This window comes from Bradyrhizobium sp. ORS 111, from assembly GCF_045571485.1.
Classification (GTDB): Bacteria; Pseudomonadota; Alphaproteobacteria; order Rhizobiales; family Xanthobacteraceae; genus Bradyrhizobium.
In genome coordinates this window covers 5163616-5177441 of sequence record NZ_CP120701.1, presented here as the reverse complement: position 1 = coordinate 5177441, position 13826 = coordinate 5163616, and the positions used below count along the sequence as shown (strand labels likewise).

9 protein-coding genes are annotated in these 13826 nt (G+C 64.2%); 5 read left to right on the top strand and 4 right to left on the bottom strand.

Annotated elements, in window-relative coordinates; all coding sequences use genetic code 11:
- Nucleotides 1–169 precede the first annotated feature (169 nt).
- Both P6U30_RS24095 and mdoH read left to right on the top strand, forming a co-directional pair.
- Nucleotides 170–1636 carry a glucan biosynthesis protein G gene (locus tag P6U30_RS24095; RefSeq protein WP_407170529.1) on the top strand — a complete coding sequence of 489 codons (1467 nt, stop codon included), beginning with the start codon at nt 170–172 and terminating at the stop codon, nt 1634–1636.
- A complete protein-coding gene (gene mdoH / locus P6U30_RS24090; protein WP_407165376.1) occupies nt 1624–3756 on the top strand; it encodes a glucans biosynthesis glucosyltransferase MdoH in 2133 nt (710 codons plus the stop codon). The genes P6U30_RS24095 and mdoH overlap by 13 nt, the downstream gene beginning before the upstream one ends.
- Here mdoH and P6U30_RS24085 read toward each other — a convergent pair.
- Both P6U30_RS24085 and P6U30_RS24080 read right to left on the bottom strand, forming a co-directional pair.
- The gene (locus P6U30_RS24085; protein WP_407165375.1) at nt 3753–6074 is read right to left on the bottom strand and encodes an ATP-binding protein; all 2322 of its coding nucleotides are present in this window, start codon (nt 6072–6074) and stop codon (nt 3753–3755) included. The two genes, mdoH and P6U30_RS24085, sit on opposite strands and share 4 nt — an antisense overlap.
- Nucleotides 6075–6266: 192 nt before the next feature.
- On the bottom strand, nt 6267–7649 hold the full coding sequence (locus P6U30_RS24080; RefSeq protein ID WP_407165374.1) for a cation-efflux pump: 1383 nt from the start codon (nt 7647–7649) through the stop codon (nt 6267–6269).
- 879 nt (nt 7650–8528) lie between these two features.
- Here P6U30_RS24080 and P6U30_RS24075 point away from each other — a divergent pair.
- The 3 genes from P6U30_RS24075 to P6U30_RS24065 all read left to right on the top strand — a co-directional run bounded on the left by P6U30_RS24075 (nt 8529) and on the right by P6U30_RS24065 (nt 11304).
- Complete coding sequence (locus tag P6U30_RS24075) at nt 8529–8822, top strand: hypothetical protein (RefSeq protein ID WP_407165373.1); 294 nt, start codon at nt 8529–8531, stop codon at nt 8820–8822.
- 370 nt (nt 8823–9192) lie between these two features.
- Nucleotides 9193–10191, top strand: coding sequence for an aldo/keto reductase (locus P6U30_RS24070; RefSeq protein ID WP_407165372.1), 999 nt, complete (start codon nt 9193–9195; stop codon nt 10189–10191).
- A 621-nt stretch (nt 10192–10812) separates the two neighbouring features.
- Complete coding sequence (locus tag P6U30_RS24065; protein ID WP_407147277.1) at nt 10813–11304, top strand: septal ring lytic transglycosylase RlpA family protein; 492 nt, start codon at nt 10813–10815, stop codon at nt 11302–11304.
- A 101-nt stretch (nt 11305–11405) separates the two neighbouring features.
- Here P6U30_RS24065 and P6U30_RS24060 read toward each other — a convergent pair whose 3' ends face one another.
- Both P6U30_RS24060 and P6U30_RS24055 read right to left on the bottom strand, forming a co-directional pair.
- The gene (locus P6U30_RS24060; RefSeq protein ID WP_407165371.1) at nt 11406–12374 is read right to left on the bottom strand and encodes a zinc-binding dehydrogenase; all 969 of its coding nucleotides are present in this window, start codon (nt 12372–12374) and stop codon (nt 11406–11408) included.
- 337 nt (nt 12375–12711) lie between these two features.
- Nucleotides 12712–13707, bottom strand: a complete 996-nt coding sequence (locus P6U30_RS24055) for an NAD(P)H-dependent flavin oxidoreductase (protein WP_407147275.1) — start codon at nt 13705–13707, stop codon at nt 12712–12714.
- Between the last annotated feature and the right edge of the window lie 119 nt (nt 13708–13826).

The window sequence follows — 13826 nt, the reverse complement described above, 5'->3', positions numbered from 1 at the left end:
ACTTGGAGAGAGCCGCACCCGCGTTGTCCCAAGCAATCTTCTCGTGCACGCAGCAGCGATGGAACTCCGCGACGGCTCGGCGGTTTCATTGCGGCGTTCCGCCCAGCGAGCAGGAGATGCCTTGAATCGCCGCCAACTTCTCCATGGATCGGCCGTGTTGCCGACACTGATGCTCTTGCCGCGGCGAGAGGCCGCAGCCGCAGGGAACACGTCAGACGCGCCTTTCAACCCCTCCATGGTGCGAGACCTTGCCCGCAATCTCGCCAGCAAGTCGTTCGAAGCGCCCGACGAGAAGTTGCCCGGCGGTCTGAACGACCTGACCTACGATCAATACCGGTCGATCCGCTTTCGGCCCGAGCGTGCGCTGTGGCGCAGCGAGAAGCTGCCGTTCCAGGCGCAGTTCTTCCATCGCGGATTTTTCTACAAGAACAAGGTCAGCATCTTCGAAGTCGTCGACGGCAAGGTCAGTGAAGTCCGCTACAGCAAGGACGATTTCTCGTTCGGTGAGAAGGTGCCTGCCTTCACCGAGACCGATCTCGGCTTCGCCGGATTTCGCATCCACGCGCCAATCAACAAGCCGGACTATTACGACGAGGTCTGTGTCTTCCTGGGGGCGAGCTATTTCCGCGCCGTCGCCAAGGATGAGACCTACGGCCTGTCGGCGCGCGGTCTGTCGATCGACACCGGTGAGGCAAAGGGCGAGGAGTTTCCGTACTTCAAGGCATTCTGGCTCGAGCGGCCCGTGCCCAACGCGACCTCGCTCGTCATTCACGCCTTGCTCGACAGCAAGAGCTGCGCGGCAAGCTATCGCTTCACGATCAGGCCCGGGAAGACCACGGTCTTCGATGTCGAGGCATCGCTCTATCCGCGCGCCGATCTTGATCATGCCGGCCTGGCGCCGATGACGAGCATGTTCTTCTTCGGGCCTAACGATCGCAATGAGGTCGATGATTTTCGACCCTCGGTGCACGATTCCGACGGGATTGCGATCTACAACGGCAAGGGCGAGAGCCTCTGGCGCCCCCTGAGCAATCCGCGCGACCTGCAAATCAGCACGTTCCAGGACGTCAATCCGCGCGGGTTCGGGCTGATGCAGCGGGAGAAGAATTTCTTCGCCTATCAGGACATCGAATCGGGCTTCGAGAAACGCCCAAGCCTGTGGGTCGAGCCGATCGGTGACTGGGGCGAGGGCGCGGTGACCCTGATCGAGATTCCGACCAAGGAGGAGATCCACGACAATATCGCGGCCTTCTGGCGGCCGAAGGCGCCGCTCAAGGCCAAGAGCGAGAACAATCTCACCTATCGCCTGCATTGGGGGCCGGACGCGCCGAAGCCCCATGCGCTCGCGCGCTTCACGCGGAGCGGCGTCGGCGCCCGCGGCGCGAATAGCAAGCTGTTCGTGCTCGACCTGATCGGGGACAATCTGAAGGGGATCGATCCCAACAGCGTCAAGGGCGTTGTGACGGCCGAGAAGTCCGAAGTCACTGACATCGTCACGCAGCCGAACCCGAACACCGGTGGATGGCGGCTCAGCTTCCAATGTGCCGTCAAGAAGGAGCCGATCGAGCTTCGGGCTCATCTCGCCCAGGACGACAAGCCGCTTTCGGAGATTTGGGTCTATCGATGGGCGCCATAGTCACGTCGCCTGATCCCGGCGTCGCCACAGTGTCCGGCGGCTTCCTTCCGCAGGAGAGCCCGCTCGCGATGTCCGCCGCCGATCTTGGCGAGCCGCCGCGCGCCGCCGCGAAGCCGGTGTCGGTCAGCGCGGGCATGGTCATGCGTCGCGCGTTCGTGCTGGTGCTGACAGCGGCGCTGACCGGCGCGGGCGCTTATGAGATGTACCGGGTGGTCGAAGTCGGCGGCGTGACGATCATGGAAGGCATGGTGCTGGTGCTGTTCGTCGCGCTGCTCGCCTGGATCGCCTTTTCGTTTGCCTCGGCGCTCGCAGGCTTTTGGGTTCTGCTTCGACGCAAGGGCAATGCCTTGCCGATCCGCGGCGATGGTCCGTTGCCGCCGATCGCGAGCCGGACCGCGGTGCTGCTGCCGACCTACAACGAGAATCCGCATCAACTGATGGCGCGCTTGCGCGCCATCTACGAGTCCATCGAGGCAGCCGGACAGGCCGCAAGCTTCGACTGGTTCGTGCTGAGCGATACGCGCGATCCCGATATCTGGATCGCCGAGGAGCGGGCATTCCTCGAACTCTGCGACGCCTGCGGCGCGGGGCGGCTCTACTACCGGCACCGGGCCGACAACACGGCGCGGAAGTCCGGCAATATCGGCGAGTGGATCACGCGGTTCGGCGGCGCCTATCAGTTCATGATCGTGCTCGACGCCGACAGCCTGATGTCGGGCGACACCATGGTGCGGATGGTTCATGCCATGGAGAGCCATCCACGGGCAGCGCTGGTCCAGACGCTGCCGGTGATCGTCAATGCGCGCAGCCTGTTCAGCCGCCTGCAGCAGTTCGCCGGCCGCCTGTACGGGCCGATGATCGCCGCCGGCGTCGCGTGGTGGCATGGCTCCGAGGGCAACTATTGGGGACACAATGCCATCATCAGGATTCAGGCGTTTGCGGAGCAGGCGGGGCTGCCCGAACTGTCCGGACCAAAGCCGTTCGGCGGACATATCCTGAGCCACGATTTCGTCGAGGCGGCGCTGATGCGGCGCGCCGGCTGGGGCATCTACATGGCGCCGACGCTCGGCGGCAGCTTCGAGGAGGTGCCGCCGTCGCTGCTGGACTTTGCCGCGCGCGACCGGCGCTGGTGCCAGGGCAATCTGCAGCACCTCGCTTTGCTGACCACGCGCCGGCTGCACTGGATTTCGCGACTGCACTTCATGACCGGGATCGGCTCCTACATCACCGCGCCGCTCTGGCTTTTGTTCCTGCTGCTCGGAATCCTGATCTCGTTGCAGGCGCGTTTCGTTCGCCCGGAGTATTTTCCGAAGGGCTTTTCGCTGTTCCCGAACTGGCCGGCCCAGGATCCCGTGCTCGCCGCGTGGGTGTTTGGCCTCACCATGGCGCTTCTGGTGATACCGAAGCTGCTCGGCTTCATCCTGTTGCTGACAAGGCGGGACGCGCGCCGGCAGTTCGGCGGCGGCTTTCGAGCATTCTCAGGCGTGATTGCCGAGCTGATGATATCGGCGATGATCGCACCCGTCATGATGGTCTTCCAGTCGATTGCCGTCGTCGAAATCCTGCTCGGGCGCGATGCGGGCTGGCAGACGCAGCGGCGCGACGACGGCGAGGTCGAGCGGCGGGAGCTCTATCGGAAGTATGGCATTCCGACCGCGTGCGGAATCGCGATGGCGGCGAGTGCCTATGCGGTGTCGTTTCCGCTGCTGTTGTGGATGTCGCCGGTGATCGTCGGCCTGTTGTTTGCGATCCCGATCGGCGCCTGGACGGCAAAGCCGGAGATCCGGGCGCTGTTCATGACGCCGGAGGAGGTGGCGCCGCCTCGTGTGCTGGTTCGCGCCAACGAACTGGCCTCGCAGCCCGCGCCCGCATCCGCCCCCGCGCTCGCGGTACTGCGGCAGGAGTCCGGATTGCTGCATCGTCATCTCTCCACGCTTCCGCCGGCGAGGCGCGGCGGACCGGGCGAGATCGATCTCGACCTTGCGGTGGCGCGCGCGCGGATCGAGGCCAGTGAAAGCTTTGACGAGGCGGTTCGCCATCTCACCCCTCGCGAGACGCTCGCCGTGCTCGGCGATCCTGCGCTGCTGGCGGCAGTGCTGGCGAAGTCACCCGGAGTCTAGGCCGCTTCCGGCAGCTTCGCCTGCAGCGTACGCGGGTCGCGGGGCAGCGTGACGCGGACCACGGTGCCGACGCCGAGCTTCGAGCGCAGCCGCATCGAGCCGCCGTGCAGATTGGTGAGCGAGCGTGCGATCGCGAGCCCGAGGCCGGAGCCCTGATAGCTCTTGGTGAGCTGGCTCTCGACCTGCTCGAACGGCTTGCCGAGCCGGCGCAGCGAATCCGGCGCAATGCCGATGCCGCTGTCGGCGATCAACAGTACGATCGAGTCGCTCAGCATCTGACCGCGCACCAGCACGCGGCCGTTGTCGGGCGTGAATTTCACGGCGTTGGAGAGCAGGTTGACGATGATCTGCTTGACCGCGCGGCGGTCGGCGACCACGGAGATCGTGCTTTCGATGTTCGATTCCAGGGACAGCCCCTTGTCCTCGGCACGGCCGGAGACAACCCGCAGGGACTCCGCGAGGATGCCGGAGATATCGAGCGATTCCATGTCGAACTTCATGCGGCCGGCCTCGATCCTCGACATGTCGAGGATATCGTTGATGACTTCGAGCAGGTATTTCCCCGATGTCAGGATGTCGTGGCAATATTCCTGATACTTGTCCGAGCCGAGCGCGCCGAACAGGCCGCTGCCCATGATCTCGGAGAAGCCGATGATGGCATTGAGCGGCGTGCGAAGCTCGTGGCTCATATTGGCCAGGAATTTCGACTTCGCGGCATTGGCGTCCTCGGCGCGGGTCTTTTCCTGCGAGTATTTCTCGGCGAGGTCGGCGAGCTCGACGGCCTGCCGTTCCAATTCGGACTGCGAGCGCTTGAGGTCGGCCACCGTAGCGCGCAGCCGCAGGTCGTTGTCGACCAGCTTCTGCTCGTGCGCCTTGATGCGGGTGATGTCGGTGCCGACCGAGACATAGCCGCCATCCTTGGTGCGCCGCTCGCTGATGTGCAGCCAACTGCCGTCGTCGAGCTGAGCCTCGAAGGTACGCGCGCCGGGCGCCGGCGTGCCGCTCTCGTGCAGGCGGCTGCGCACCTCCGGCATGCTGCCGACCTCGATCACCGTCTCGTAGGAGGTGCCCGGGGTGACGGCGGAGTCCGGCAGCTTGTGCAGCCGCTGGAAATGCGAGTTGCAGAGCACCAGGCGATCATCGGCGTCCCACAGCACAAAGGCCTCCGGGATGGTCTCGATCGCATCGCGCAGCCGCAAGTCCGCCTCGACGCTCTTCTCCGCGAGGCTCTTCTGTTCGGTGATGTCGACGGCAATGCCGATCAGGTGCAGACCGCCGTCGGCGGCGGCCTGGCTGAGCTCGCAACGCACGCGCAGCCAGATCCAATGGCCGCCGACATGCTGCATCCGGAAGCTCTGGTCGATATGGTCGATCTCGCCCGAGATGAGCTGGTCGGCGATGTCGAACAGGTTGATGTCGTCGGACTTCACCAGTGCGTTGACCTCGCCGAAGGTGAGCAGGTCGTTGCGGGAGTCGAGCCCGAGCAGGGTGAACATCGACTGGGACCAGAAGATCCTGCCCCGCGACAGATCCCAGTCCCACAGTCCGCAGCGGCCGCGATTGAGCGCGGTGTCGATCCGGCCGCGTACGGCGTCGTTGATCAGGTCGCCCTCGCGGGCGCGGGTCGACTGCCAATGGAAGGCGAAGCCGAGGATCAGCACCACGAAGCTCGTGGTCGCCGACAGCGTCACCGAGAGCGCCGCGTCCGATCCCCAGATCGGCTCGTTCATTTCCTGGATCACCACGATCTGGCCGGGCAGCGACTTGACCAGGCGCGAGATCGCCAGTGCACCGCTGCCGTTGGGCAGCGTCATGTCGTTGACTACGCCCTGCTGGCCGGGCGCTGCCATCAACTGCGCGGTGGAGATGACGTCGAGGATGCGATCGCTCTCGCCGAGGCCATCGATCGGCACGCGCGCCAGCACGCGATGATCGGCTCCAGTGATGATGACGTGGCGGCCGAAGGCGATGCCCCAGGACGGGATCAGGTCGGGCAGCAGTTCCTGCAGACGCTCGATGTTGTTCAGCCGGTCGTGACGTGCCGAGGTGAGGCGGTCGAGACGTTCGGCCAGGATGTCGGAGAGCGCGGCGAGATCACGCTTCATCGCTGCGCGCTTCTGGCGGTTCTGGTCGATCACCTGCACGAAGGCGCCGAGGCAGATGGTGATCAGGAAGGCGATGATCAGAGTAGGGACAGCGCGGCGCAGTGCAGGCTCGGCGGTGAGAAGCCTGTGATATGCCGGTTTTGCGATCGACTGCGCCAATCCTTTGATCGAATCGGATTGGACGCACACGTTCGCTGCATGCGCGCGCGCCATGCCCTAGACCCCCACGCTAAGCTGGTGTTTACCCGGTTCGGACGCTCCCCACGTTGCATCCGAATCAAGACGATTTGAATCCAGTTTTTCGGAGCTGTCGAGAGTCAACGATTCGTTAATGCGAAATAATTCTTGTCCAAGAGAGAATCGGCGGCCGCAAAACGAGTCCGAAACGGGAACGGGTCCGTAGAACTACTCGCGCGGCGGCTCGGCATGACTGATCACGCGCTTGATGGTCGGGAACGCGCGGCGCAGCGCGCGTTCGATCTCGTCGACGCTGTCGTGCACCTTGATCACGCTCATCGAGGGCGCGGCCCGGCAGTGGAAGTTGACGATCTCGCCGGCGTCGGTGTCGCGGACCCGCACATTATGGATGTCATGGATCGCGCCGCCGTCGGCGGCGAAGCGGCTCAGCGCGGCCTTGATGGTCTCGACGCGTTCGGGAGAAGCGTCGGTGCCCCATGGCAATTCCGGCTCGAGCGGCTCGATATGGGTATCGACCTCGACGTCCTCGCCGAAGTCTTCGCGGATCGCGCGCTCGAGGTCGTGGGCGATGGCGTGCGCTGCGTCGAGCTGCATTTCGCCATCGACCTCGAGGTCGATGCCGACGATCAGCTTGCCGCCGAGATCGTGCACGGTGACGTGGTGGATGGCGAGGCCGGAATTGCGCGCGATCACCATGATGCGCTCGCGCACGCTCTCATTGTCGCGTGCGACCGGGACCGCGGTAAAGGTCAGGTCGGCGTCGCCGAACGCCTTGGTCACCGCCTCCTGCGCCCGGCGCTTGATCTCCTCGACGCGGTCGATCGGATAGGTGCGCGGCACCTTGGCAATCGCATCGATGAAGTGGGTCGCCCCGACCATGCGGACGCGCAGCCGGTCGACGTCGACGACGCCGGGCACCGCCTTGATCGCGGCCGTGGCCTGCTCCAGCGCACCTTCGGGCGCGCGGTCGAGCAGGGTTTCGACCGTCTCACGCGCCATCCGGAGCCCGAGCAGGGCGATCATGACCGCAACCGCGATCGCGGCAGCGGCATCGCCCCACCAGTAGCCGAGCCCCGCCAGCACCAGGCCGATGATGACGGCCGTCGAGCCCATCACGTCGGAGGCGAAATGCAGCGCGTCGGCGGCAAGCGCCTGGCTCCTGGTGTCGCGCGCCGCGCGATGCAGCGCGCGGGCGCGCCACACGTTCACGGCGATGTCGAGCACGAGAACGATGAACGGAATGGTCGAGATGGTGGGCGGCGGCGCTCCCTCGCGCAGGTGGCTGTAGGCCTGAACCAGGATGCCGCCGGCCAGCACATAGAGCAGGGCGATGATGCCGAGTGCGGAGACACTCTCGAACTTGCCGTGCCCGTAATGATGCTCGGCATCCGCCGGCTGGTCCGACACCCGCACCACGGCCCAGGTGATGATGGTCGCCACCAGGTCGATCGTCGAGTGCAGCGCCTCGGAGATCAGCGCGAGCGATCCGATCGCGACGCCGACCACGAATTTCGCCGCGGCCATGCCGCCGCTGGCGAGGACCGAGATCGCGGCGACCGATGTCTTGGTGCTGGGGGCGTGGACTGTCATGGCGGGCGGTTTAGCAGGGCGCAGGTGAACATCAAGTGTTACTCGCGACGCGCAATCGCCACTCAGTTGCAACAGCAGAGATGTTGCGAATTGGTCCGAATTCAGAAACCGTCTGGCGCAAGGTTCACCGGCTCACTTCGAGATGCGAATTCACGTTCTCGCGGCGCGTTGTCGCCCGAGGCTTGCTCATCATTCGCCCTCCAAGCAAGAGGGCGCAGGGAATGCCGGGTGCGCGCTGCACCCGCGGTCTCGTGTGCAAAAGTGGATAGGGAAACGCACACGAGCATACAGGTTCAGCGGGAGACACTCCGGCATTCCCTGCGCGATGGTTTTACGGCTTATACGTGCTCTCCCCGGCGAGACCGGGCTTTGTTGTCACCGCCCGTGCAAGACGCGTGGCGCCTTGCAAGAGGACACCAGCCACTGGGGCGTCAGGACCACACGATTTCACCGTCCGCCTCATGCGCGCTCGTCAGTCACGCAATCCGCGTCCACCGCATCTCACCGCAACACTCGTGACGATCGCGAAGCGCCCCTCGATCGGGTGAGACGAGCGGATCAAATGCCGAGTTGCATTTCGGATAAAGCGAAATACTTTTGAGGCGGGGGATTGACGTGTTTTTGCTGAGTTGCCCGTCGTGTCGAATGGGCAACACCCGGCGCCATCACGGTCTGCCTCATGGATGGGTAGAGCGACGCAAAAACCAACCAAGTTTTGTCAGCGCGGTGAGACGATGGGTTTCGCTTCGCTCTACCCATCCTACGCACTGCTGGGTAATTTTGTGACCACTTTCAATGCTTAAAAATAGGCGAAAACAGGAACGTGGCGCCCGCAGTGAACGTTCGAACCCAACGAAGTCACAATCGGAGATGAACGCCATGAAGTTCACTACCATTGGCGCAGTTGCATGTGCATTGGTTCTGTCGGGCGTGACGGCGTCGGCGCAATCGAACTATCCGCCGGCCACCGCACCCAGCGGGCAGAACTCCGGCGCTGGGATTCCAGGCCAGCCCGGCAACAAGAACGGGCCGCCACCGCAAAAGGGAACGGTCGGTTCGACGGCGACAACCAAACAGGGCAATATCACGACCCAGGAGCAGGACTCCGCCCGCATCAAGGGACTGCCCGGCAACAAGAGCGGAGAGCCGGAGAAGCGGCCAGCGCCTCATTAGCGTTCGGCCCGGCCCGCGGAATACGGGGACACAGACTGCGCGATCGACAAGGCAAAGACGATGGGTTTCGCTTCGCTCTACCCATCCTACGCGCTGCGAAATTTTCAGCCGCCGGCGTAGGCGCTACGGGTGAGCCGCGAGCCACACCCTCGGTTGTCATCCCCGCGAATGCAGGGATCCAGTATTCCAGAGGCGATTGCGATTGAATGCGCCTGATACTCGAGCCCCGTCGAAGCCTTGGCGTAGACGGGGCCGGGCGATCCAGTAGGCTGCGAAGGCCGCGAGCCTGACGCGGCCACGGCGGCAAATTCCAGAGTTGAGGAACAGCCGTTCAGTCTTGCGCAGTGTCTACTCCCTCGGAGGGACGGCGATGCAATTGCGGGTCTTTGGGCGCACCGGAATGCAGCTCTCGGTCCTGGGCTTCGGCTGCGGTGCCGTGGGTGGATTAATGGTGCGTGGCGATGCCGGCGACCAGGAGCGTACGGTTGCGCGGGCGATCGCCGCCGGAGTCAATTATTTCGACACCGCGGTGCAGTACGGCAATGGCGCGTCGGAGCAGAACCTTGGCCGCGCCTTGCGGCAATTCAAGCCGCCCGATGTGGTCGTCGGCACCAAGGTCCGGTTGCAGCCCGGGGAGTATGGCCGCGTTGCCGATGCCGTCAGGGTTTCGCTCGAAGGTAGCCTCGCTCGTCTCCGCCTCGATCAGGTCGACATCTTTCATCTGCACAATCCGGTCACCGAAGCGGGCGGCGGCGCGACGCTCAGCACGCGGCAGGTGCTGGACGAGGTGGTGCCGGCGTTCGCGCGCCTGCGTGACCAGGGGAAGGTTCGTTTCCTCGGGATGACGGCCGTCGGCGAGACCGTGGCCCTGCGGCAGGTGATCGATGCCCGCGTCTTCGACAGCGCGCAGGTCGTCTACAACATGCTCAATCCGTCAGCCGGGGAGGATCTGCCACCGAGCTATCCGGCGCAGGACTATGGCCGATTGTTCGACCACACCAAGTCTGCCGGCGTCGGCGTCGTGGGCATCCGCGTGCTCGCCGGTGGCGCGTTGTCTGCATCAGCCGAGCGTCATCCGATTGCAGGCCCTGCGCCCGAGCCAATCGGTTCGGCGATGAGCTACGATGCCGACATCGATCGCGCGCGTCGACTGCTGCCGCTGGTCGAGGACGGATTTGCTGCAAGTCTGACCGAAGCCGCCGCGCGGTTCGCGCTGTCGCATCCGGCCATGGGCACGATCCTGGTTGGCATGGCGACGCCGCAACAATTCGAGGAGGCTCTCGCAGCGGTTCAGAAAGGCCCGCTGCCGCAAGTTGCGCTCGACAGGCTGTCGGCCTTGCGGCAGGCCTTTTCCGGCGAGACGCGCTGATCATCATTTGCGGCCGTCGCGCTTGTTGGCTGCATGGTGCTTGTTCGCTTCCATGTGCGCGGACGCCGTGCCGAGGTCGGCGAACGTGTAGCATCGCAGGACGGGTCGAGCGACTTGTCCGCCATCGCCTCGTAGTCATGGCTTCGTAGAATGGGTAGAGCGAAGCGAAACCCATCAAGTTTTGTCCGCGTCGTGAGATGATGGGTTTCGCTGAGTTTATCATCGGGCCGCGCGCTGCGCGGACCCGTTGGCTCTAGCCATCCTGCGCGCTGCGTCCGTTGCCCGCTGCGCGACGTGATGTCCGCTGCAGCGTCACCACATTTTGCCGAGTTGCTTGTTCGCTTGCATGTGCGCGATCGCCGCGCCGATGAGCGCTTGCTGCTCCTCACCCGCAGTCGAAGGAACCGTGTTCAGTCATGTTGCTGACGCAATCTCTGTCTTAGTCGGTGACAACTAAAACACTGCGTGAGAAACCCTCCCCGGTTCCCACAACAGTTCCATCGCTGGGAACGAGTCCGCAAGAAGATTGAAACGAGTTCCTAAAACGCCTCCGCGTTCGTTTGACCATGCTTTTGCGGCATCGGGAACCGAACGATCAAAGAAATCAGTCAAGGAGTCCTGATGCTATTCGGCTCGAGCGCCGCAATTTGCGGCGCCGTGATTGCGCTTGCCATGTCTGTTACAGTTGCGCGAAGTGAAACCAGTACGGTTCATTCAGCCGCAGCCGTCATTGCCGCTTCCGGGAATGCGATCGTCGGCGCAGCATCCATGTACAATCCGTTCCGGCCCGGATGGCGGGAGGGCGGTCCGAGCACGGCCTCGGGCGAGCGCTATGATCCCTCTGGCTGGGCGGCCGCCATCAAGACGAGCTTGCGTCAGAAATTCGGTGGCGTGCAATTTGGCGCGAAGCCGAAATTTGCCCTCGTTGAGGCTGTGGGCAAGAAGGTCATTGTCAAGATCAATGACGTGGGGCCGCTCACGCCTGGGCGCATCATTGACCTCAATGAGCGGACGATGCGCCATTTCGATCCAAGCCTGCAGCTCGGAGTCATTAAGGACGTAAGAGTTATTCCGCTTTCGGGAGACTATTGGACCCCCGGACCGGTCGGCTGAACGTCGCCGCCGAAAGAGCGAGAGTGCAACCCTCCTGGCTGGCGCTCGGGGCGGATGATCGCAGCATGATCCGCCCGACATGCTCATCCGCGCAAACGCCGCTACAGCGTCACCACGATCTTGCCGAGGTGCTTGTTCGCTTCCATGTGCGCGAATGCGTTGCCGATGTCGGCGAACTTGTAGACCTTGTCGATCGGAAGCTGCAGCTTGCGTTGTTCCACCGCGGGCCAGATGTCCTTCCGGACCTCCTCGAAGATCTCGCGGATCTCCTCGATGGTGCGGGTGCGGAAGGTGACGCCGATATAGTGAATGCGGCGCGCCGCATGCAGGTCGAAGTTGAAGTCGGCGTGGGTGCCGCCGAGCCGGCCGACATTGACGATGCGGCCCTTGACCTTGGTCGCCTTGAGATTCTGGTTCGCGACCGGCCCGGAGACCTGATCGACGATCAAATCGACGCCTTCACCGCCTGTGGCCTGCAACACCTGATCGACCCAGCCGGGATCCTTGGAGTCTACGGCGAGATCGGCGCCGAACTCCTTCAGCCGCCCGCGGCGCATTGCATCGGTCGATGATCCCACCACGAGCTTGGCGCCCTTCAGCTTGGCGATCTGCATCGCCATCAGCCCGACACCGGAGCTCGCGCCCTGGATCAGCACGGTCTGACCCGGTTGCAGCGCGCCGTTGGTGACGACGGCGTTGTGCATGGTGGCAAGGGCGACGGGGAGGGTGGCGGCCTCGTCGAAATTCATGTTCGACGGCGCGCGGAACAGTCGGCCGTGATCGGCCAGCGTGTACTCTGCAAACGCCGCGCCGCCAGAGCCCATGATCCTGTCGCCGACTTTGACGCCCTTCGCATCGGGGCCGAGCTCGGCAATCTCGCCGGCCCATTCCATGCCGAGCACGGTGCCGACGCCGCCGGCCGCGCCATGGGCGTGGCCCTTGGTCATGCCGAGATCGGCGCGGTTGAGGCCACAGGCGTGGACCTTGACCAGCACCTGCGTGCCCTTCGGTGTGGGCTTGGCGACGTCGGTGATTTCGGGGCCGTTGGCACCGTACACATAGGCTTTCATGGGCTTGCTCTCGTTTGTGTCGTCTGACGCGAATAGCCGCTCCGTCACGCTGAGGTGCGAGCCTTGCGGCGCACTTGCGCCGCTGGGCGAGCCTCGAAGGGTGGCGGCCCGGCTGGTGGCCGTTCGCCCTTCGAGACGGCCGCTTCACGGCCTCCTCAAGGGTGAACAGGCGCACTGCTCCACGCCGTCATTGCGAGCGAAGCGAAGCAATCCATCGTACGGCATACGCGGAAGCATGATTGCTTCGTCGCTATCGCTCCTCGCAATGACGGCCACATAAATTCACAGCCTCTCAGGGTGACGGATCACAGGGGCCGAGCATCACCCTTTCTATTTCCTACTCCGCGGCCTGGCGCTTGCCTCCGGACATCATAGCCTCGAGCCTTTCAGCGATGATCGCCTCCGCCTCGCGCACGATGCGCGAGATGAGCTCGGCGCAGGACGGGATGTCGTGGATCAGGCCCTGCACCTGACCGGCCGACCAGATGCCCTCGTCGGCATCGCCTGTCGCGTAAACCATCTTGCCGCGGGCGCCGGCGACGAGCTCGCGAACATCCTCGAACTTGGCGCCTTCCTTCTCCATCTGCACCACCTTGGTCGAGATCGCGTTCTTGGCGACGCGCGAGGTGTTGCGCATGGTGCGGAAGATCAGCTCGGTCTCGCGTTCGTCATTGGCGACGATGCGCTCCTTCACGAGCTGATGGATCGGGCTCTCCTTGGTGCACATGAAGCGCGTGCCCATGTTGATGCCGTCGGCGCCGAGCGCGAGGGCGGCGACCAGGCCGCGGGCGTCGCCGAAGCCGCCAGAGGCGATCATCGGGATCTTCACCTTGTCGGCGGCGGCCGGGATCAGGATCAGGCCGGGGGTATCGTCCTCGCCAGGATGGCCCGCGCATTCAAAGCCGTCGATCGAGATCGCATCGACGCCCATGCGCTCGGCGGACAACGCGTGGCGCACGCTGGTGCATTTGTGCAGCACCTTGACGCCGTGCTTCTTGAATTCGTCGACATGCTCCTGCGGCTTGTTGCCGGCGGTCTCGACGATCTTGATACCGCTCTCGATGATCGCCTGGCGGTATTCGGCGTAAGGCGGCGGCTTGATCGCGGGGAGGATGGTGAGGTTCACGCCGAACGGCTTGTCGGTCATCTCGCGGCAGCGCGCGATTTCCTTGCGCAGGTCGTCCGGCGTCGGCTGGGTCAGCGCCGTGATCATGCCGAGCGCGCCGGCATTGGCGACGGCCGCTACCAGTTCCGCGCGCCCGACCCACTGCATGCCGCCCTGCACGATCGGGTGCTCGACGCCGAACATCTCGGTGAAGCGTGTCGTGATCATTCTGCCCTCGTTTCCACTGGAATTTTCCGTGGCGCGGACGGCCGCGCACGGTTGTTATGGATGTCGAGCGGCAGGATGCAGTCGTATCAGGCAAATGTCTACCGGGCAGGGGCGGCGCG

Coding starts and splice junctions, on each gene's coding strand:
- P6U30_RS24095 (WP_407170529.1), top strand. CDS start 170: ATGCTCTTGCCGCGGCGAGAGGCCGCAGCCGCAGGGAACACGTCAGAC.
- mdoH (WP_407165376.1), top strand. CDS start 1,624: ATGGGCGCCATAGTCACGTCGCCTGATCCCGGCGTCGCCACAGTGTCC.
- P6U30_RS24085 (WP_407165375.1), bottom strand. CDS start 6,074: ATGGCGCGCGCGCATGCAGCGAACGTGTGCGTCCAATCCGATTCGATC.
- P6U30_RS24080 (WP_407165374.1), bottom strand. CDS start 7,649: ATGACAGTCCACGCCCCCAGCACCAAGACATCGGTCGCCGCGATCTCG.
- P6U30_RS24075 (WP_407165373.1), top strand. CDS start 8,529: ATGAAGTTCACTACCATTGGCGCAGTTGCATGTGCATTGGTTCTGTCG.
- P6U30_RS24070 (WP_407165372.1), top strand. CDS start 9,193: ATGCAATTGCGGGTCTTTGGGCGCACCGGAATGCAGCTCTCGGTCCTG.
- P6U30_RS24065 (WP_407147277.1), top strand. CDS start 10,813: ATGCTATTCGGCTCGAGCGCCGCAATTTGCGGCGCCGTGATTGCGCTT.
- P6U30_RS24060 (WP_407165371.1), bottom strand. CDS start 12,374: ATGAAAGCCTATGTGTACGGTGCCAACGGCCCCGAAATCACCGACGTC.
- P6U30_RS24055 (WP_407147275.1), bottom strand. CDS start 13,707: ATGATCACGACACGCTTCACCGAGATGTTCGGCGTCGAGCACCCGATC.